General features: G+C 73.0%; 21 protein-coding genes. 8 read left to right on the top strand and 13 right to left on the bottom strand.

Going from position 1 to position 17,222, the window contains the following annotated elements:
* The first annotated feature begins 123 nt into the window (after positions 1 to 123).
* Together ACFYP3_RS11595 and ACFYP3_RS11590 are read left to right on the top strand one after the other, a co-directional pair.
* Entirely contained in the window at positions 124 to 1,218 is a 1,095-nt protein-coding gene (locus tag ACFYP3_RS11595; protein WP_388830407.1) for a glutamate--cysteine ligase, read from the top strand.
* A 326-nt stretch (positions 1,219 to 1,544) separates the two neighbouring features.
* Positions 1,545 to 2,750 (top strand): aromatic acid exporter family protein, encoded by a 1,206-nt coding sequence (locus ACFYP3_RS11590; protein ID WP_388830404.1) that lies wholly within the window; start codon positions 1,545 to 1,547, stop codon positions 2,748 to 2,750.
* A 6-nt stretch (positions 2,751 to 2,756) separates the two neighbouring features.
* Here ACFYP3_RS11590 and ACFYP3_RS11585 read toward each other — a convergent pair whose 3' ends face one another.
* The 7 genes from ACFYP3_RS11585 to ACFYP3_RS11555 all read right to left on the bottom strand — a co-directional run bounded on the left by ACFYP3_RS11585 (position 2,757) and on the right by ACFYP3_RS11555 (position 8,094).
* The gene (locus ACFYP3_RS11585) at positions 2,757 to 3,725 is read right to left on the bottom strand and encodes a TIGR03557 family F420-dependent LLM class oxidoreductase (protein WP_388830401.1); all 969 of its coding nucleotides are present in this window, start codon (positions 3,723 to 3,725) and stop codon (positions 2,757 to 2,759) included.
* Between the two features lie 90 nt (positions 3,726 to 3,815).
* Positions 3,816 to 4,220 (bottom strand): hypothetical protein, encoded by a 405-nt coding sequence (locus tag ACFYP3_RS11580; protein WP_388830398.1) that lies wholly within the window; start codon positions 4,218 to 4,220, stop codon positions 3,816 to 3,818.
* Positions 4,221 to 4,295: 75 nt separating this feature from the next.
* Entirely contained in the window at positions 4,296 to 4,757 is a 462-nt protein-coding gene (locus ACFYP3_RS11575) for a hypothetical protein (RefSeq protein ID WP_388830395.1), read from the bottom strand.
* A 156-nt stretch (positions 4,758 to 4,913) separates the two neighbouring features.
* Positions 4,914 to 5,954 (bottom strand): AraC family transcriptional regulator, encoded by a 1,041-nt coding sequence (locus ACFYP3_RS11570; RefSeq protein WP_388830392.1) that lies wholly within the window; start codon positions 5,952 to 5,954, stop codon positions 4,914 to 4,916.
* A 124-nt stretch (positions 5,955 to 6,078) separates the two neighbouring features.
* Positions 6,079 to 6,798 carry a metallophosphoesterase gene (locus tag ACFYP3_RS11565; protein ID WP_388830389.1) on the bottom strand — a complete coding sequence of 240 codons (720 nt, stop codon included), beginning with the start codon at positions 6,796 to 6,798 and terminating at the stop codon, positions 6,079 to 6,081.
* The gene (locus ACFYP3_RS11560; protein WP_388830386.1) at positions 6,795 to 7,043 is read right to left on the bottom strand and encodes a hypothetical protein; all 249 of its coding nucleotides are present in this window, start codon (positions 7,041 to 7,043) and stop codon (positions 6,795 to 6,797) included. Before ACFYP3_RS11560 ends, ACFYP3_RS11565 begins: the two co-directional genes overlap by 4 nt.
* Before the next feature lie 103 nt (positions 7,044 to 7,146).
* Positions 7,147 to 8,094 (bottom strand): RNA polymerase sigma factor SigF, encoded by a 948-nt coding sequence (locus ACFYP3_RS11555; RefSeq protein WP_388830383.1) that lies wholly within the window; start codon positions 8,092 to 8,094, stop codon positions 7,147 to 7,149.
* A 242-nt stretch (positions 8,095 to 8,336) separates the two neighbouring features.
* On the opposite strand from ACFYP3_RS11555, the gene ACFYP3_RS11550 reads away from it, so the two are divergent.
* Both ACFYP3_RS11550 and ACFYP3_RS11545 read left to right on the top strand, forming a co-directional pair.
* Entirely contained in the window at positions 8,337 to 8,873 is a 537-nt protein-coding gene (locus ACFYP3_RS11550; protein ID WP_388830380.1) for an ATP-binding protein, read from the top strand.
* A gap of 8 nt (positions 8,874 to 8,881) precedes the next feature.
* The gene (locus tag ACFYP3_RS11545; protein WP_388830771.1) at positions 8,882 to 9,619 is read left to right on the top strand and encodes a DUF72 domain-containing protein; all 738 of its coding nucleotides are present in this window, start codon (positions 8,882 to 8,884) and stop codon (positions 9,617 to 9,619) included.
* Between the two features lie 143 nt (positions 9,620 to 9,762).
* Here ACFYP3_RS11545 and ACFYP3_RS11540 read toward each other — a convergent pair whose 3' ends face one another.
* Entirely contained in the window at positions 9,763 to 10,167 is a 405-nt protein-coding gene (locus ACFYP3_RS11540; protein ID WP_388830377.1) for an ATP-binding protein, read from the bottom strand.
* Positions 10,168 to 10,322: 155 nt separating this feature from the next.
* On the opposite strand from ACFYP3_RS11540, the gene ACFYP3_RS11535 reads away from it, so the two are divergent.
* On the top strand, positions 10,323 to 10,946 hold the full coding sequence (locus tag ACFYP3_RS11535) for a nucleotidyltransferase family protein (protein ID WP_388830374.1): 624 nt from the start codon (positions 10,323 to 10,325) through the stop codon (positions 10,944 to 10,946).
* Positions 10,947 to 11,010: 64 nt separating this feature from the next.
* On the opposite strand, the gene ACFYP3_RS11530 is transcribed toward ACFYP3_RS11535, so the two are convergent.
* Entirely contained in the window at positions 11,011 to 11,571 is a 561-nt protein-coding gene (locus ACFYP3_RS11530; protein ID WP_388830371.1) for a hemerythrin domain-containing protein, read from the bottom strand.
* A gap of 366 nt (positions 11,572 to 11,937) precedes the next feature.
* Between ACFYP3_RS11530 and ACFYP3_RS11525 the strand changes: the two genes are divergently transcribed.
* Positions 11,938 to 12,756, top strand: coding sequence for a hypothetical protein (locus tag ACFYP3_RS11525; protein WP_388830369.1), 819 nt, complete (start codon positions 11,938 to 11,940; stop codon positions 12,754 to 12,756).
* Between the two features lie 127 nt (positions 12,757 to 12,883).
* Here the strand turns inward: ACFYP3_RS11525 and ACFYP3_RS11520 are convergent, their stop codons facing one another.
* Complete coding sequence (locus ACFYP3_RS11520; RefSeq protein WP_388830366.1) at positions 12,884 to 13,300, bottom strand: DUF5133 domain-containing protein; 417 nt, start codon at positions 13,298 to 13,300, stop codon at positions 12,884 to 12,886.
* 383 nt (positions 13,301 to 13,683) lie between these two features.
* On the opposite strand from ACFYP3_RS11520, the gene ACFYP3_RS11515 reads away from it, so the two are divergent.
* A complete protein-coding gene (locus ACFYP3_RS11515) occupies positions 13,684 to 14,037 on the top strand; it encodes a PRC-barrel domain-containing protein (protein WP_388830364.1) in 354 nt (117 codons plus the stop codon).
* Here ACFYP3_RS11515 and ACFYP3_RS11510 read toward each other — a convergent pair.
* Positions 14,016 to 14,273, bottom strand: coding sequence for a hypothetical protein (locus tag ACFYP3_RS11510; RefSeq protein WP_388830361.1), 258 nt, complete (start codon positions 14,271 to 14,273; stop codon positions 14,016 to 14,018). The genes ACFYP3_RS11515 and ACFYP3_RS11510 overlap by 22 nt on opposite strands.
* 82 nt (positions 14,274 to 14,355) lie before the next feature.
* Here ACFYP3_RS11510 and ACFYP3_RS11505 point away from each other — a divergent pair, with 82 nt between their 5' ends.
* Positions 14,356 to 14,892, top strand: a complete 537-nt coding sequence (locus ACFYP3_RS11505; protein ID WP_388830358.1) for a hypothetical protein — start codon at positions 14,356 to 14,358, stop codon at positions 14,890 to 14,892.
* Positions 14,893 to 14,900: 8 nt separating this feature from the next.
* Here the strand turns inward: ACFYP3_RS11505 and ACFYP3_RS11500 are convergent, their stop codons facing one another.
* Together ACFYP3_RS11500 and ACFYP3_RS11495 are read right to left on the bottom strand one after the other, a co-directional pair.
* The gene (locus tag ACFYP3_RS11500; protein ID WP_388830355.1) at positions 14,901 to 15,599 is read right to left on the bottom strand and encodes an HAD family hydrolase; all 699 of its coding nucleotides are present in this window, start codon (positions 15,597 to 15,599) and stop codon (positions 14,901 to 14,903) included.
* 44 nt (positions 15,600 to 15,643) lie between these two features.
* Positions 15,644 to 17,047, bottom strand: a complete 1,404-nt coding sequence (locus ACFYP3_RS11495; RefSeq protein WP_388830352.1) for an Ig-like domain-containing protein — start codon at positions 17,045 to 17,047, stop codon at positions 15,644 to 15,646.
* Positions 17,048 to 17,222: the final 175 nt, after the last annotated feature.

Below are 17,222 nucleotides of genomic sequence, written 5' to 3'. Positions count from 1 at the left end.
GGGCCGGAACCGGGAGCGGCACGACTCGCCCCAGGTGACGGCCGGTTTGCGCAGCGGCCGTGGCGGGCAGACGGACGCACACATCGCTCGCACGCATCGGACGACGGCAGGGTACGCACACAGATGATCACTGTCGGGGTCGAGGAAGAGTATCTGCTGGTGGATCCGGAGACGGGCCTGCCGGTCCCGCACGGTGCCCCGGTGCGGGTCGCCGCCGGCCTCGATCCGGTCTCCGCGGGGGACCAGGTGCAGGCCGAACTCCTCCAGGCCCAGGTCGAGGTCGCCACGCCCGTCTGCACCGACCTGGGCGAGATCGGCGGCCACCTGCTGCGCCTGCGGCACGCCGTCGGCTCCGCGGCCGAGGCGAGCGGCTGCAAGGCGGCGCTGAGCGGAACCGCGCCGGTCAAGGGCGTCGCGCCGGTGCCCGTCACGCCCGTCAGCCGCTATCTGGCCATGCGCAACCACGCCGCCCGCCTCGTCGACGAGCAGCTGATCACGGGCATGCACGTGCACGTCGGAGTCCCGGACCGGGCGCAGGGCGTCGACGTGCTGAACCGGATCCGCGTCTGGCTCCCGACGGTGCTGGCGATGTCGGCGAATTCCCCGCTGTGGGAGGGACGCGACACGGGCTTCGCGAGCTGGCGCACCGTCGTCTTCGGACGCTGGCCGGTGAGCGGCCCCACCCCCGTCTTCCGGGACGACGCCGACTACGACCTGCGTGCGGCCGAACTGGTGGAATCCGGCGTCATCGCGGACATCGGCCAGCTGTACTGGCATGCCCGGCTGTCGGAGAAGTATCCGACCGTCGAGATCAGGTGCGCCGACGTGCAGCTGCGGGCCGACGACGCGGTGATGTTCGCGGGCATCGTGCGGGGGCTGGTCGCCACCGCCCTGCGTGACGCCGCCCGCGGGGTGCCCGTACCCCCCTGCTCGCAGGAGATGCTGCAGGCCGCGACCTGGCAGGCCGCCCGGCACGGCGTGTCGGGGCCTCTGGTCGGACCGGACGGCGCCCGCCTGGAGGCCCGCGCCGCCGTAGCCCTGCTCGTACGGCACATCCTGCCCGCGTTGGAGGAGGCCGGGGACGTCCGCGAGGTGACCTCCCTCGTCCACCGGCTGCTGCGGGAGGGCACCGCGGCCGAACGGCAGCGCCAGGCGCTGCGCGACGGCGGCCTGCCGGCACTGATCGACCTGATCACGACCCAGAGCACCGCTCCCTGAGCAGCGCGCCCCTCGGGCCCGGAAGCTGCCGGGCCCGCTCTCGTCGTGCGCCATCCGGTGCGGGACCCGAGGATGGAACCAGTCCCCCGCCCCGCTGAAGGGAGTCTTCCTGTGCTGGAACGCGAGCGTCCTGACGAAGAGGCCGAGGTCCGCCGCCCCCTGGGTCGCGGCGCCGAGCCCCGGGACCGGGCGGTGCCCTCGCGGCCGCTGGTTGCGGGCGACTACTGGTTCGGCGGCGACGGCGGGGACGGCCGCGGCGGCTCGGGCGCCGCAAGAGGCGCGTCGACACCCCGTTGATCTTCCCATCGTCGGGGAAGGGGCGGAATATGCCACAAGCCATCGCCCCCCTGCGCACCTTTGTCCGCCGCCACCGGGAGCCCGCGGTCGTGCAGACCGTGCGCTCGACCGCGGCGGCCGTCATCTCGTACGTCGTCGCGCTCCGGCTCAGCGACGAACCCGCGCCCCTGACGGCTCCGCTGACCGCGCTGCTCGTCGTCCAGGTCACCCTCTACTCCACGCTCACCACCGGTATCCGGCGGGTGAACTCCGTCGTGGCCGGGGTGCTGCTCGCCATCGGCTTCAGCGCCCTCGTGGGCCTGACCTGGTGGAGCCTCGGGCTGATCATCCTGGTCTCGCTCGCCATCGGGCCGCTGGTGAAGGCCGGGGAGTTCGTTGCCGAGGTGGCGATCAGCGCGATGCTGGTGCTGGGCGTGACCAGCGTGACGGATACCGCCTGGGACCGGGTGCTGGAGACACTGATCGGCGCGGCGGTCGGCCTGCTGTTCAACTTCCTGTTCGTGCCGCCCGTGTGGATCGGGCCGGCGAGCGAGGCCATCACGGACCTCGCCCGGCGCATGCGGGCCCTGCTCGGTCACATCGGCGACCAGCTCGCTGAACACGCGCCGGTCGAGAAGGCCGCCGCCCACCTCCACGAGGCCCGTCGGCTCGACAACGACATCGCGCTGGTCGACGCGTCCCTGCGGCAGGCGGAGGACAGCCTGAGGCTGAACCCGCGGGTCCGTGAGGGGCTCCTGTTCCGCCTGGTGCTGCGCACCGGACTGGACACCCTGGAGATCTGCGCGGTGGTGCTGCGGGTCTCCTGCCGGACCCTGACGGACCTCGCGAAGGCGCGCCATACGGGCCCGCTCTTCCCGCCGCCCATCGCCGACGCCCTGCGCGACCTGTACGGGCACCTGGCCATCGCCGTGGAGAGTTTCGCCGAGCTGATCACCGCGCAGGTCAGCGCCAACGCCGAACAGGCCGAGGAGAAGCTCACGCGGGAGCTGTCGACGGCCCGTGTCAGCCGGGACCGCCTCGCCGTGCTGCTCCAGCACGAGGCGGGGGCCCGGCCGGGGGCGTGGCAGCTGTACGGGGCGCTGCTGGCCGAGGCCGACCGGGTGCTCGACGAACTGGGCGTGGACAAGCGTTCGGAGCGGCTCATCGAGGAACTGGACCGGCACTCCCGCATGCGGCGCGAGCGCTACCCCCGGCTGCACCGCCTGACCCGGCGGGTCTTCTCCCGGCCGTTGTGAACCCGTTCAGCCCAGTCGGCGCAGGGCGGGCAGCAGCTCCCTGCCGGCCCAGTCGAGGAAGGCCTCCTGGTGCCCGCCGCCGATCTGGACGAGGGCCACCTCGGTGAAGCCGACCTCGACGTAGGGGCGGACGGCCTCCACGAACTCCTCGACATCGGCTCCGCAGGGGATGCTCTTGGCGACCTCCTCCGCGTCGAGAGCCTCGGTGGCCTGGGCGAAGGCGGCGGGCCCGCGCAGCTGGGCGTTGACCTCCCAGCCGCCGAGCGACCAGCGGAACTGCTCGTGGGCGCGGGCCACCGCGGCGTCGCGGTCAGGGTCGTAGCAGATTGCGACCTGGCCGACGCGGGGTTTGCCCGCTCCCCCGTGCCGGTCGAAGTCGTCCACCAGGGACTGCTTCGGCTCGATGGCGACGAGGAGGTCGGCCTGCCGGCCGGCGACCGCGCAGGACCGGGGGCCGGACACGGCGATGCCGATCTCCGGGGGCTGCTCGGGCAGGTCCCACAGGGTGGCGTGGTCGACGCGGAAGTGGGGCCCGTCGTGGTCGACGGTCTCGCCGGCGAGCAGCCTGCGAATGATGACGACCGCTTCCTCCAGCCGCTCCAGCCGCTCGCGCGGGGAGGGCCAGCCCGCACCGACGATGTGCTCGTTGAGGTTCTCGCCGGAGCCGAGGCCCAGCCTGAACCGTCCCTGGGAGAGGAGTTGCATCGTCGCGGCCTTCTGGGCGACGACGGCCGGATGGTACCGATACGTCGGGCAGGTCACGAAGGTCATCAGGGGGATCCGCTCCGTCGCCTGCGCGGCGGCCCCGAGCACGCTCCACGCGTACGGGGAATGCCCCTGCTCGTCCAGCCAGGGGAAGAAGTGGTCGGAGATGACGGAGAAGTCGAATCCGGCGGCCTCGGCCCCCACCACGTGCTCCACGAGCTCCCGGGGGCCGGCCTGCTCCGTCATCATGGTGTATCCGATGGCAACCATGTCCGGCGTCTGACCCGCCCACGGTCCTTCAAACCCGTTCTCCCGGACCGCACGCGCGGGGAGGGGCCGGGAGCGGGCCGGGGAGGCGGGTCAGATGCCGCCCGCCGTCACGCACAGCGGCTGGGTTCCCTTGATGTAGCTGCCGCCGACGTTCGTCCAGAAGACCGCGCACCAGCGGTCACCGTGCGCACCGTCCTGGTAGCCGGACCAGTAGTGCGTGCGGTCCTTCCACTCCCCGTCCGTGCTGTTCGAGATGGTGCCGTGCGGGCCGTACAGCTCCCAGTGGCCGAGGTGTGTGGTGGTGGAGGCGCGGACCTCCATCTTGACCACGTCGGCGTCGAACCAGTCGTTCTCGAAGTCCACGCACACGGTGTGGGAGATGAAGAGCGTGGTCGACTGGCAACGCGTCCGGTCCTGCGGTGCGGCCTCGGCGGCGGGGGCGAACCCCGCCAGGACGATTCCCGCGGCGATCGCGGCGGCCATGCGGCGCTTCATGCTGTCGTTCTTCCTTTCGGAGGAGGTGTACGGCGTTTCCGGGCGGGTGCGCGCCGGGCTCAGGGATGACCGGGCTCAGGTGATGACCGGGCTACAGGCGGTGTCCAAGAGGCCGCCGGCTTCGTAGAGGCTGGCGCAGACGCGCGCGGCGTCCCGGGGCATCATGATCGTGACCTCGAACCGGGCGCCCTCGTCGTGCCGCCTGCCGCCCCACGAGCGCTCCCTGCCGAACATCTCCCGGTTCTGGGCGTCCAGGACACGGACGTGCAGGCGCGGATTGCCGACGCCCCAGGCGGAGGTGAAGCTCCCCGTGATCGTGTTGAGGTACTTGGACGTCTGCGCGTCCCACTCGACGCACAGGGCGCCCGCGCCCGACTGGATCCGGGTGCAGCCCTCTCCCGTCGCGGCGGACGCGGGCGCGGCGGACGCCATCGTGGCCAGCACGGCCCCGGCGCCCGCCAGGGCCAGACCGCGCCGGGTCAGCCGGGCCCCCCGGCTCCGCCGCGTCGTGCGGTTCTCGTCTTCGTGCAGGGACATGCTGTGCCTTTCGGGATGCCGGTCAGGAGAAGGCCCGTCGGGAACTGCCGTGTTCCGGGCTCGGTTTCAGCGTAGGGACGGCCGACGACCGACCTCTATCCGTTCTCCGCCGAAGGGTCCGCGCGTATCGGATCGCACGCCTCGAACGGCGGGGCCTCAGCGCCTCTCGGCGGTGCGGGACGGCACCTGCCCGTACGCCTCGCGGTAGTACGCGGCGAACCTGCTCAGGTGGGTGAAGCCCCAGCGCATCGCGACCTCGGCGACCGTCTCGCACGCGCGGCCCTCCGCGATGCGCAGCAGGTCCTGGTGCGCCCGGTCCAGCCGTACGCGCCGCAGGTGGGCCGCCGGGGTGGTGCCCAGGTCGGTCCGGAAGCGGTCCTGGAGGGTGCGGGGGCTCACCCGAGCCGCCGCGGCCATGTCCGCGACCGACACCGGCTCACCCGCGTGTTCCTCGCAGTACGCCATGGCCCGCCGCACGGCGCGCGGGAGCGCGGGACGGGCGTGCGCGGGCAGGGCGGCGGAGTGGTCGTGCGGCTGGAGGTCCACCAGGCCGTGCACGAGGACCTGTTCGAAGTGCGCGGCGGCCAGTGGTGACCGGGCCGCGAGGGGGGACGCCGCGAACTGCGCGAAGGCCCGCGCGGTCCCCAGCCAGGCGGCCACCGCCGGGTCGCCGTCCGCGAGGGCGGGAGCGAAACGCAGGGCGGCGGCGGGCGGTTCGCCGGTCCGCACGGTGACGGCGTTGTCAACTGCCACCCGGGGGAGAAACAGGATGAGGGTGTCGGCGCCGGCCGACAGGGACATGCCCAGGGTCATCCCGGGTCCGGCGACCGAGCACGCCGTGGTGACCTCGCGGCCCGCCACCCGGACCGCGCCCGCACCGGCGAGCGGGACGTGGATGTTGTAGAAGTCGGGCAGCTCGCCCGCCGCGACCTCCACCGGGGCGCCCCACCCCAGCTCGTACAGCGCCAGGCCCCGCCGGTGCAGGCGGCGGAAGCGGCCGGGTGCCGGGTGTCCCCGGCCGACGCGCAGCCGGTGCGGGGAGAACTCGCCGGTCACCACCTCGTCCAGCGCCTCGACGTCGTCCCCCTCGAACAGCATGTGCGGCTCGCCGCCGGCCGGTCCGTCGCGGCCGGAACGTCCCGGTCCCTCTTCCCGTAACGCCGCCCCGCGCGCGCGTTCCCCGTACCTGCCCCGCATCTCGGCTCCCCCGGTCTCCGGCCGGTGATCCGCAGGTCGTGCGCGCACCGGCTTTTCAGCCGAATGGTACGGCTTTCGGGGGATGGATTCCCGGCTCGCTCGGTTTGGCCCGGCTCGGCCCGGCTCAGCTCAAGTGGTAGACGGCGAAGGCGCGGTCGATGACCGGCATCGCGACGTTGCGGACCCGTACGCCGCCCGCCGTCACGCCGTGTTCCGTGCCCCGGTGGGCGTGGCCGTGCACGGCCAGATCGGCGCCGACCTCGTCCATCGCCTCGGCGAGCAGGTAGCTCCCGAGGAACGGGTAGATCTCCAGCGGCTCCCCCGCGAGGGTGTCCGGCACCGGGGAGAAGTGGGTGAGGGCGATCCGCACGTCGCAACCCGCGTCCGTCACCTCGTGCAGCGCGCGCGACAGCCCCTGGGCGCACTTGCGGGTGTAGCCGATGAAGGACTTCATCTCGGGTTCCCCGAACTCGCTTCCGCTGCGCCCCGCGAAGCCGCCGCAGAACCCCTTCGTCCCCGCCACGCCCACCTTGACGCCGTCCAGGTCGAGGACCACGCCCTCCCCCTCCAGCACGCTCACCCCCGCCTCCACCAGGACCCGGGTCACCGTCTCCTGCTCGTCGCTCTGGTAGTCGTGGTTGCCGAGCACGGCCACGACCGGCACGGGCAGTTCGGCGACCTCGGCAGCGACCACCCGGGCCTCGGCGGCCGTACCGTGGCGGGTGAGGTCCCCGGCGAGCAGCAGGACGTCCGCGTGGCGGGGCAGCGTCTCGAAGGCCGGCCGCAGGAGTCCCTGGCTGTCCGGCCCGAGGTGGATGTCCCCGACGGCGGCCACGCGGATCACCTCAGCACCTCCGAGTGTTCCGGGGGGTCCGTGTGCCCCACCACGAGGTCGGTCAGCAGGGGCACGCCCGCCAGTTCGGCCTCCGCGATCTCCCGTACCGTCGCCAGGCACTCGGGCGACCCCACGGTGCCGGACATGACGACGGTGCTCCCGCGCAGCTCCAGGCGGACGCCGAGTTCGGCGATGTCCGCCCCGGCGAGCCGTCGCCTCAGGCGCTCGATGCGGTACTCCACCGGCTCTTCCACTGGTCCTCCCGCGCTGCCCCGGAACGGCTTGCCGCCGCCTCCTGCCGTCTCGCGCCGCTTGGCGCCGTCCGCCCCCGGCGCCCTCGTGCCCCGCCCCGCTACGTCAGCCTGACGCCGCGGTTGCCCGGCGTACGGCCCGTGCTGCGCCGCAGGGATCCGGCGAGGGCGCCGCCTCCGGCTCGTCGGCCGGCGGGGCGTCGGTCAGGAGTCCGCAGCGCAGGCTGCGCAGGGTGCGGTTGAGCAGGCGCGACACGTGCATCTGCGAGATGCCGAGGAGCTCTCCGATCTCGGACTGCGTCAGCTCCTGTCCGAAGCGCAGGCTGAGGATCTCCCGGTCCCGCTCGGGCAGCCGCTCGATCAGCGGTTTGAGGGCCGCGAGGTCCTCGATCCTCTCGTAGGCCGGCTCCTCCCGGCCCAGGGCGCGCTGCGCCGTTCCGGGGTCGGCGTCCTCCTGCACGGTCATGTCGAGGGAGCGGGAGGAGTAGGCCTGTGCGGCCTGCCGGCCCTCCGCCAGCTCGGCGTCGCTGATCCCGAGGTGCGCCGCCAGTTCGGCGTCGGTGGGGAGCCGGCCCACGGTCTGCTCCAGTTCGTCCGAGGCCCTGGCCAGACCCTGCCGGAGCTCCTGGAGGCGGCGGGGCACCTTCACGGCCCAGCTGGTGTCGCGGAAGAAGCGCTTGATCTCGCCCGTGATGGTGGGGAGGGCGAACGAGGTGAACTCCACCCCGCGCGTCACGTCGTACCGGCTGATGGCCTTGATCAGGCCCACGGTGCCGACCTGGACGATGTCCTCCATGGGCTCGCTGCGGCCGCGGAAGCGGCGCGCCGCGAATTTGACCAGGCTGAGATTGAGCTCGATGAGGGTGTTGCGGACGTACGAGTACTCCGCGGTTCCCTCCGTCAGGGTGCTCAGCCTACGGAACAGGACCGCGGAGAGGGCCCGGGCGTCGGCCGTGCTGGCCTTCCGGGGCTCGGCCAGGGGATCGTCCGGGTCGAGGCACTGCGGGTGCGGGTTGGAGGGGTACGAGGGGGTGCTGGACGTGTTCGGAGTCATGAGAAGGTGCCTCCGCCTCCGACGGGAAACCGGACCGTTCAGTCTGCTTCACATTGATTTATACCCTTTGGGGCGGCTGTCGACTCGCCCGTGGCTCCGGTTTTCGTCTGCCCCATACCCCACTGCCGTACCCGTCGGGGGTGGCGTGCCCGGCATGGGCCCGGTCAGGCGCCTGGTCAGGCATGACGAGCGGGGCAGCGGGCAGCAGCCGTGCAGGAGCACGCCTCGGGTTGGAGGTTCCCATGCGGGCGACGGCGGAGGGCCGGCAGACGCGTCGGCTGCTGCTGCTCGGCGTGGCCGGGGCGGTCACGCGCTGCCGGGACTTCACGCGCAAGGCACTCACGGACTGGCAGTGGATCCCGGCCTCGGAGGACCAGCCGGAGCGGGAGCACGAGCCGGAGCAAGACCAGGAGGAGCGGGAGCGGCTCCGGGAACGAGTGGACGACGTACTGCTCCTGGTCTCCGAGGCGGTCGCCAACGCCTGTCTCCACGCAGGCGGCCCCAGCGAGCTGGTGCTGAGTCACGGCGCCGAGGGCCTGCTCATCGAGGTCAGCGACCACAGCCGGGACCGGCCGGTGCTCCGCCCTCGTGGCGACCCCGCCCTGCCGGGGGGCCACGGCCTGATGGTGCTGCAGCTCCTGTCGCGGAGTTGGGGGTGGCGGCCGGCCGCCACCGGGAAGACCGTGTGGCTGGAGGTTCCCCCGCCCTGGCCGCCACCGCCGCAGCAGCAGGAGCAGCAAGGCGGCAGCGGCCACGGCAAGGACGACGAGGGCGGGTGAACGCCGTCATGCCGGTGTACGTGGGCACCTCGGGGTGGCAGTACAAGGACTGGGCGGGGGTCCTGTACCCGGCCGGTGTGCCGCAACGGCTGTGGCTGGAGGAGTACGCCCGGCACTTCGGCACGGTCGAGAGCAACAGCGCGTTCTACCGGCTGCCGGACCCCGCGACCTTCGCCGCCTGGCGGGATCGCACACCGCCCGGCTTCGTCGTGGCCGTGAAGGCCAGCCGCTTCCTGACGCACGTGAAGAGGCTGCGGGAGCCGGAGGAGCCCGTCCGGCGCCTGATGGAGCACAGCGGTCGGCTCGGCGAGCGGCTCGGGCCGGTGCTGCTGCAACTGCCGCCGACCCTGCGCGTGGACGCCGAGGCCCTGGACGCCTGTCTCGCCTGCTTCCCGTCCGGCACGCGCGTGGCCGTCGAGCCGCGGCACGACTCGTGGTGGACCGCGGAGGTGCGTTCCGTGCTCGTCGCGCACCGGGCCGCCCTGTGTTGGGCGGACCGCGGCTCACGGCCCGTCACGCCGCTGTGGCGGACGGCCGGATGGGGATACGTACGCTTCCACGAGGGCCGGGCCCGGCCCTTCCCCCGGTACGGGCGGACCGCGCTGGCGTCCTGGGCCGGGCGGATCTCCGACGCCTGGCCTCCGGACGCCGATGTCTTCGCCTACTTCAACAACGACGCGGGCGGGGCGGCCGTGGTGGACGCCCTCGCCTTCCGCCGGCTGGGTGCGGCGCGGCGATCGAAATGATCCCCCGGCCGGGTGGTTTGAGGACGGGTGGGTCGGGCAGACGTCGGCTGCCGCCCCGTGGTCACGAGCCCGGGGCGGACCAGTTCCATCGGTGGTACGGGGGCGGCGGCACGGGGACGGACGCCGCGGCGGCGCCCCGTCGGTCACGTCAGGGGGATCGTGACCTCGATGGTCTTGCCGCCGCCGGGGTGGCGGTCCACGGAGACCCGCCGAGCCAGGAGGTGGACCAGCTCCCATCCGAAGCCGCCCTCCGAATGGGCGCTGTGGCCCGCGGCAGTGCTGGGGATCTCGTTGCTGGCGTCGCTGACGCTGATCGTGAGGGTGCGGCCGTCCGTCTCGGCGGCGAAGCCGGTGAGGCCGCCCCCGTGTCGGAAGGCGTTGGTGACCAGCTCCGACGTGACGAGCAGGGCGTCGGCGACGACGGCGTCGCCCGGGCCGGATCCGCCGGGCGCGGGGGCGAGCAGTCCGGCGACGAGCACCCGCGCCTCGCCCGCGCCCACCGTGTGTGCGGGCCGGATCTGTCGAAGTGGATGGCCGCCGGTGGTCACACCGCACACCTGCCTCTTCTGGATCGGTTCCCGATCGCCTCGGCCGTCTACGGGGCGTCTGCCCCGCGTCCCGCCCGGCACACGCGGCTACACCGGTGGAGGGAGCGGGTGGCGCGGCGGGTTTGGCCGGGCACCCGAACGGTAAGGCGCGCCGCATGAAGGCACCTTCCTCCGTAGAGCCGGACCCACAGGTCGAGGGCCGGGCCCTGCTTCCACAGGACCACACGCAGGCCATTCTGGAGACCACCAAACGGGTGGCGGCGCTCCTCAAGGCCTCGGACCAGCCCTTCGCGCTCGCCGGCAGCGTCGCCGCGTTCGCGCACGGCGTCCCGGCCCACTTCCAGCACGACACGGACTTCTGCGTGCGTCCCGAGGACTCCGAGGCCGTGATCAAGGCTTTGGAGGAGGGCGGCATCGCCATGCGCCGTGCCCCCGAGGACTGGCTGGTGAAGGGCCGGTCCGGCGGGGAGGAGATCGACCTGATCTTCGAGCTCGCCAGGCGTCCCGTGAGCAGGGAGCTGCTGGACCGGGCGGTGCTGCTGCCGGTGGACTCGGTCTGGATGCCGGTGCTCTCGCCGACGGACCTCATGGACAGCAAGCTCGCGGCCTTGTGCGAGCACTACTGCGACTTCGGGGACCTGCTCCCGATGGCGCGGATGCTGCGGGAGCAGATCGACTGGCGGCGGCTGGACGACGAACACCGGGCGGCGCCCCTGGCCGACGCGTTCCTGTACCTCCTGGAGCGGCTGCGCGTCATCGGCCCCCGCGGCCGTCCCTGAGCGGCGGTCGGGCCCTCAGGGACGGTCCGGCGGGGACGGGCAGGGCAGGGGACGGGCCTGCGGGTCAGGCTCCCTTGCCCCGTCCGGTGACGAGGTCCCGGGCGCGGTCGACGAGGCCGATTCCCGGGGCGAGCAGCTTGTTGGCCGGCGGGGTCGACGGGCTGCCCGGGTGCGGGCGGGTCGGCGACAGCTTCTTCGCCCGGCGGATGCTGTCGCCCAGGTGGTCCAGTTCGCTCTGCCGGCAGTTGTGCCGCAGGGCCGGGAAGAGGTTCTCCTCCTCGTCCTTGATGTGCGCGAGGACCTCGGTGCGCAGTTCGTCCACCCGGCTGACGAACTCGGCGCCGGAGGGATCCAGTTTCTCCAGCTCCTTGAGCAGTTCCTCGACGCGGGAATGGTCCGCGATCTCCTTGTCGGCGATGCGGTCACCGCCGTCGAGGTGCTTGCGGATGGCCGGATAGAGGTACTGCTCCTCCGCGACGGAGTGGCGGACGAGCTCGATGGTCAGCAGGTCGGCCAGCTCGCGTCGGCGTTTCCCGTCGGTGGCGGTGCGCAGTTGCCCGAAGTACTCCTTCACCTCGTTGTGGTCGACGGTCAGTTCCTGCACCACGTCTCCGCCGTGTCCCATGATGGCCTCCGATTTCGTTTCGTCCGGGCGGTCGCCCGGACCCACGCGTCGGCGCCTGCCCCGTAGGACGCGGCCCATGCGGCGCCCCTGCGCCGCCTTGTGCGGACCGGCCAGGGCCGCCGAGCAGCTCGTCGCGGGTCAGGCGAGAAGTGTGGCGCGAGGCGAGTCGGGACGACCTTGTACAGCTCAGCGCAGGTGTCGATCACCCCAGCCTGTGCAACAGGTGCGGCGCTATCGCTGGATCAGCTGAAGGCCAACGCTTCAATGCGTGGGCCCCTCGTAGCCGAGGCGGCCCGCGCGGAACGGCGGTCGGATGCCCATAGGGCGGGGCCGGTTCGGCGGCCGTCTGGGCACTACGCTGCACGCGTGACCGAGCATTCGAACGTACGTCTCGCCAGCCTTCTCGACCGCCGCGCGGCCGGGGACGAGCCCGCACCGCAGGCGCTGCTCGCCGCGCTGTTCGAGGGAGGGGTGTTCGTTCCCTTCACCGACGCCGGCTCGGTGATGTTCCTCCCCGACGACGAGCAGCCGCCCACGCTGCTCGGGTTCACCGACGCGGCACTCGGCGTACGACTCCTGCCCGAGGCCGCCGGGATGGCGCACTGCGACGCGGCGCGACTGAGGGACATCCTGGAGACGACCGGCGTCGCCGTGCTCGGGGTCCGCTCCGGAACCGGGCAGGCGATCTTCCCCGAGCAGGTGCTGCGGGACTGGGCAACGTACGGGCCCGGGGCGGAAATGAAGCTCGACTGGTCCACCGCCCCGGTGGCGGTCGCCCTGCGCGACGCACTGGTGCGGCGGATCCGGGAGTTCCCCGCCGTCCGCTCGGTGTGGGTGGCACAGGTCCGGTGGCGGGCCACCGGCGAGGAACACCTGATGCTGCACGTCGCCGTCGACGAGGAGCTGCCCTCGGCCTCCGCGGACCGTCTGATGCAGATCCTGCTCGGCGAGGAGGTGGAGATCGACGGCGAGCACCCGAAGGTCGGGATGCTCGCCCTGAACACCACCACCCACACCCACGCCATCGCCCAACTGGACCGCCAGGGCCTGGACACGGTGCGCCACGACGCCGAGTCGGGCCGGGTCCAGGCGATCTCCCGCGAGTACGACGCCCCGTCGGCGGTCCCGGCGCAGGGCACCGCGCCCGAGCCCCGGGTCAAGCGCCGCTGGTTCGGCCGCTCCTGACGGGACGTCGCCGAGGCGCTCACCTTCGGATCTTCGGCCTGGCCATGCCGATCACCGGCTTGCCGGGTCTCCCCGGTGACGGCGTCCACCCGTCCGTCCCTGCCGGAAACGACGCCCCTCGTCGGCGCTACGCGGACAGGTCGAGGCGGTCCTGGGCGGCCATGACGGCTTCGTACGCCCGGAGTCGGCCCATCAGTACGCACAGGGTGTACGTCACGTCGTCCATCTCGCGGCGCGCCTCCTCGCTGCCGGGTTCCGCGGCCAGGCTCGCCTGGCAGGCCCGGAACCGGGCCAGGAGCTTCTCGGTGAGAGCGCGGTTGGCGAGCATGGCCACCGGCGGAGGCGGTGCGGGTGCGGGGCGCACCGGGCTGCGGGCGGATTCCACCGCGTGGCGCAGGGCCCGTTCGACAGGGGCCGGGAGCGCCGTGCCGTGCGGCGCGGCGACGATGGCCCGGGCCAGTTCGGCGGCCGTGACGTGGGCGGCCTGAGCTGCCGACGCGAGGACGACGCGGGCGTCGCGGGCGGAGCACGGCGTCAACGCCATGATCATCCCCAGCGCCCGCGCCACCTCCGGATCGCCCGCGAGAGGGCCACCGCCGGCCGCTCTCCGCCTGGCGACATCGGAGGAATTTCCGGCCTGGGATCGACGAATACGAGGAGCCATGCGGAATCATCCCTTCAACCGAAGGCAAACAGGGGCCGTAACGGGGTCATGAAGGGTTTACCCCCGCTTACTCGGCGTGCACCTGCCGGAGGCAAAGCTTCAGCCGAGGCGCATCCTGAGACGGAGGGCGACGGCTGGCCGGGTGCCTGCCGCCCGTGCATGGGCCGGCCGGATCCGGGGAGGCGCCCGGGAGGCGGTGGCCCGGGCCCGGGACGGCCACACGTGCCCGGGCGGGACGGTCACCCGTACGGAAGGGACGAACGATGGACGAGAAAAAGATCTGGGGCTACGACCCGGCCTCGGGACACGAGCCGGGCCTCGACCTCATCGGGTTCAAGGTCGAGGCCACCGACGGCAGCATCGGGAAGGTCGACAAGCACTCCGATGCCGTCGACGCCGCCCATCTCGTCGTCGACACGGGCGTCTGGATCTTCGGCAAGCGCGTACTCCTCCCGGCCGGCACCATCCGGCGCATCGACACGGCCGAGCGGAAGGTCTACGTCGACCGGACCAAGGACCAGATCAAGGCCGCCCCGGACTTCGACGAGATCAAGTACCGGGGTCAGGCCGGCTACTTGGAGGAGTTCGCCCGGCACTACAGCCAGTTCCACAGTTGAGGCCCCCCGGACCGGTGCCGTCCCGCCCCCGCCCGGCACCAGGAGGTGTGCGGGGGCGGTGACTCGGCGCGCAGCGCGTACGGGTACTGGACGCTGTCCTGCGCCGGCAGGCTGAGGCCGGGTTCGGCGTAGGTGCCGGTCACCGTCTCCTGCTGGGGCGCGCCGCCGCCGTAGGGCCGGTCGACGACCAGCGGATCGAGGGCGGCGATCGACCGGAACGCCGGCGAGTCCGCCATCGGTGGCGGGGCCGGTTCCGGGCACGGCCCCGAGGATGGCACACGCGGCGGGCGTTCCCCCTGCCGGTCTAGGGTGGCGGACATGGAGGAACGGCGACGGCGTTACCGGTACGTCGGGCCGGCCGAACTGCGCGCGCTGGTACGGCCGGGGAACGAGGGGCGGAGGATTCGCTCGGCGGCTGACTTCGACGCCTGGGCATCGGCCTCGGCGTCGACGTCGACGCGGACGGAACCGGCCGAGCCCTTCACCTTCGTCGTCGACACCGCCGGTGTCCTGCGGCTCGCGCCGCGGCGCAGCGAGCACGTGGCGTGCGCCGGCGGCGGCCCGGTCCTGAGCGCCGGTGAGATCGGTTTCCGCCGGGAGTCAGGGCGCTGGGCGGTCCACGAGGTCAGCAACCAGTCGACGGGCTACTGCCCCGACCCCGGCTCGTGGCCGGCCGTCGCGGACGCCCTGGACGCGGCCGGGCTCGCACACCCGCCCGGGTTCACCCACGAGGTGGTCTTCCGCAGGTGCCCCGCCTGCCGGGAGCTGAATATCGTGCGGGAGGACGACTTCGTCTGCGTGTTCTGCGACGGGGCGCTGCCGCGGAAGTGGAACGTGGACGACGACGCGGCCTGAGCCGTCGGCTACGGCGCTTCGAGCAGGCCGAGCACCGGCTCCAGTCCGGCGGGGCGCTGGTCGACCGGCAGGTGGTCCACGAAGTGGACCGGGCAGCCGAGGGCCCGCGCGCCGCCGTCCGCGCGGCGGTCGTCGCCGACCATGAGGACGTCGGCGGGCGCAAGTCCCAGCCGGCCGCAGGCGACCCGGAAGATCTCCGGGTCGGGCTTCTGCGTGCCGAGCTCGAAGGAGAGCACGTAGGAGTCGACGAGCTCGTCCAGCCCGTGCGCGCGGAAGATCGGCCGGAGGTCCCAGCCGATGTTGCTGACCACGGCCACCGGCAGCCCCCGCCGCCGCAGTTCACGCAGCGTCGGTCCGGTGTCCGGGTAGGGCCGCCAGGCGGCGGGGCTCATGTGGCGGTCGTAGAGGGCGGTCAGCAGCTCCGGTGCCGGCAGACCGGCCGCCCGGGCCAGTCCGCCGTAGGCGGCCCGGTGCCGATCGGCGCTCACGTCCCGCTCGTGCCAGAGGGATGCGAGGTGTGCGGGCACCTGCCGGGGCGCCGGCCCGCCCGGCAGGGCGCCGTACTCCGTCAGCCGCCGCACCGTCTCGTCGAACTCCCCCTCGGTCAGGGACACGCCCGTCGCCGCGAGGGCGGCGGCGAGCCACTCCCCGGTCGACTCGATGCGCAGCAGCGTGCCGGAGAAGTCGAACATCACTCCTTTGATCATGTGGTGATCGTAGGCCAGGGCCGCCCGGGCCGGGTGGCGGGGCGTCAGGTGGTCGGGTGCAGCCGGGACGGGGAGAGCGGTGCGCCGTGCGGGTCCCCCGCCACGTCCGCGAGGGCGCTGCCCGACAGCCAGGTCCGCCAGTCCATGTTCCAGTCGCCGAAGCCGTTGTCGAAGGGGGCCATCTTCGCCCCGCCGCTGTTGACCACCTCCACGATGTCGCCTTCGCGGACCGTCTCGAAGAACCAGGCCGCGTCCTCGGTGCTCATGCCCGTGCAGCCGTGGCTGACGTTCTCCTCGCCCTGCGCCTCGACCGACCAGGGCGCGGCGTGGATGTACTCGCCGCTCCAGGTCACGCGCGTCGCGTAGAGGACGGGCAGGTCGTAGAACTCCTTGGTGCCGCGCTGGATGCCGACGGTGTCCCCGCGCATCCGGACCTTGGGCTCCTTGCGCAGCACGACCTTGATTCCGCTGCGGGTCCGGAAGCCGGCCTTGCCGGTGGTCACGGGGATCGTCCTGATGATCCGTCCGTTGCGGCGGACGGTCATCCGGTGGGTGGCGGAGTCGGTGACGGCCTCGATCCGGTCCGCGATGGTGAACTGCACGTCGTCGGAGGGGCCTCCGTAGTCGTGGTTCCCGAGCTCGACCCCGTCGAGACCGCTGCGCACGCGCACCACGGTGTGCGCGGGCCAGTACGTACGGGGCCGGTAGTGCAGGGTGGAGTCGTCCACCCAGTGCCAGGCTCCCTCGACGTGCGGCTCCGAGGTCACCTGCAGGGCCTGCTCCAGGCGGGCGCGGGCCGGGAGGTCGTCGGCGGGCACCGGCCGGCTGAGGGAGGCCGTCACGATCTCCCCGGCCCCGTACGTGCCGGGGCCGGGCCCGAACTCGGCCGTCAGCCTGCCGCCGTCCGCGGGCGGCGCGGTCCGGAAGGCCATGGTCACGCCGACCGGGGTGCCGGCCGCGTCCTGCGCGCCGACCTGCACGGTGTACGTCTCCCCCGCCCGCAGCGGCTCGGTGTTGTGCCAGCGCTCGCTGTGCGGGCCGAGCTCCCCGGCCAGATGGCGGCCGTGGCCGTCCTGCACGGTCACGTCCGTGAGCCGGCCGGCATCGGCGAGGGCGATCTCGAGCGGCCCGCCGGCGTCCGTGGGAAGCACCTGCTCCCGGGCGGCGCGCGCCGCGTCACCCTCGTACAGGGCGGGCTCCTTCAATACGGACCCCACCCCGCGGGCGGTGGCGAGCACCCGCTGCTCCTGCCAGCCGCTGCACAGGCCGGGCCGGAACACGCGTACCGCGCACCGTCCTGCGCCGGCCTCGCGGCCCTCCTCCAGCACCCTCCCGACCAGCAGCGTGACCGCTGCTTCCCGCTGCGGACCGGCGAGGGTCCGCTCCGTCGTGTCCGCATCGGGCGTGCGGCCCGGCGCTGCGGCGACGACCAGCATGGCCCCCGTCACCGCAGCAACGGCACCCCACGCCCTGGTCGGTCGTGTCCGTCGCATTCGTGGCATAGCCCTATCAAAGCGATGGAGGGCCAAAATGATGATCATGGACTCGGCCCTGGGGCCGAACGGGCACCCCAAGAGAACTCGGACGGAGCACAACCGCCCGGCCGGACCGACCGGTTACGGC

Source organism: Streptomyces sp. NPDC005533 (genome assembly GCF_042871845.1).
Taxonomy (GTDB): Bacteria; Actinomycetota; Actinomycetes; order Streptomycetales; family Streptomycetaceae; genus Streptomyces.
This window is presented reverse-complemented; position numbering and strand designations above follow the sequence as displayed.

Coding starts and splice junctions, on each gene's coding strand:
- ACFYP3_RS11595 (WP_388830407.1), top strand. CDS start 124: ATGATCACTGTCGGGGTCGAGGAAGAGTATCTGCTGGTGGATCCGGAG.
- ACFYP3_RS11590 (WP_388830404.1), top strand. CDS start 1,545: ATGCCACAAGCCATCGCCCCCCTGCGCACCTTTGTCCGCCGCCACCGG.
- ACFYP3_RS11585 (WP_388830401.1), bottom strand. CDS start 3,725: ATGGTTGCCATCGGATACACCATGATGACGGAGCAGGCCGGCCCCCGG.
- ACFYP3_RS11580 (WP_388830398.1), bottom strand. CDS start 4,220: ATGAAGCGCCGCATGGCCGCCGCGATCGCCGCGGGAATCGTCCTGGCG.
- ACFYP3_RS11575 (WP_388830395.1), bottom strand. CDS start 4,757: ATGTCCCTGCACGAAGACGAGAACCGCACGACGCGGCGGAGCCGGGGG.
- ACFYP3_RS11570 (WP_388830392.1), bottom strand. CDS start 5,954: ATGCGGGGCAGGTACGGGGAACGCGCGCGCGGGGCGGCGTTACGGGAA.
- ACFYP3_RS11555 (WP_388830383.1), bottom strand. CDS start 8,094: ATGACTCCGAACACGTCCAGCACCCCCTCGTACCCCTCCAACCCGCAC.
- ACFYP3_RS11550 (WP_388830380.1), top strand. CDS start 8,337: ATGCGGGCGACGGCGGAGGGCCGGCAGACGCGTCGGCTGCTGCTGCTC.
- ACFYP3_RS11545 (WP_388830771.1), top strand. CDS start 8,882: ATGCCGGTGTACGTGGGCACCTCGGGGTGGCAGTACAAGGACTGGGCG.
- ACFYP3_RS11535 (WP_388830374.1), top strand. CDS start 10,323: ATGAAGGCACCTTCCTCCGTAGAGCCGGACCCACAGGTCGAGGGCCGG.
- ACFYP3_RS11530 (WP_388830371.1), bottom strand. CDS start 11,571: ATGGGACACGGCGGAGACGTGGTGCAGGAACTGACCGTCGACCACAAC.
- ACFYP3_RS11520 (WP_388830366.1), bottom strand. CDS start 13,300: ATGGCGTTGACGCCGTGCTCCGCCCGCGACGCCCGCGTCGTCCTCGCG.
- ACFYP3_RS11515 (WP_388830364.1), top strand. CDS start 13,684: ATGGACGAGAAAAAGATCTGGGGCTACGACCCGGCCTCGGGACACGAG.
- ACFYP3_RS11510 (WP_388830361.1), bottom strand. CDS start 14,273: ATGGCGGACTCGCCGGCGTTCCGGTCGATCGCCGCCCTCGATCCGCTG.
- ACFYP3_RS11505 (WP_388830358.1), top strand. CDS start 14,356: ATGGAGGAACGGCGACGGCGTTACCGGTACGTCGGGCCGGCCGAACTG.
- ACFYP3_RS11500 (WP_388830355.1), bottom strand. CDS start 15,599: ATGATCAAAGGAGTGATGTTCGACTTCTCCGGCACGCTGCTGCGCATC.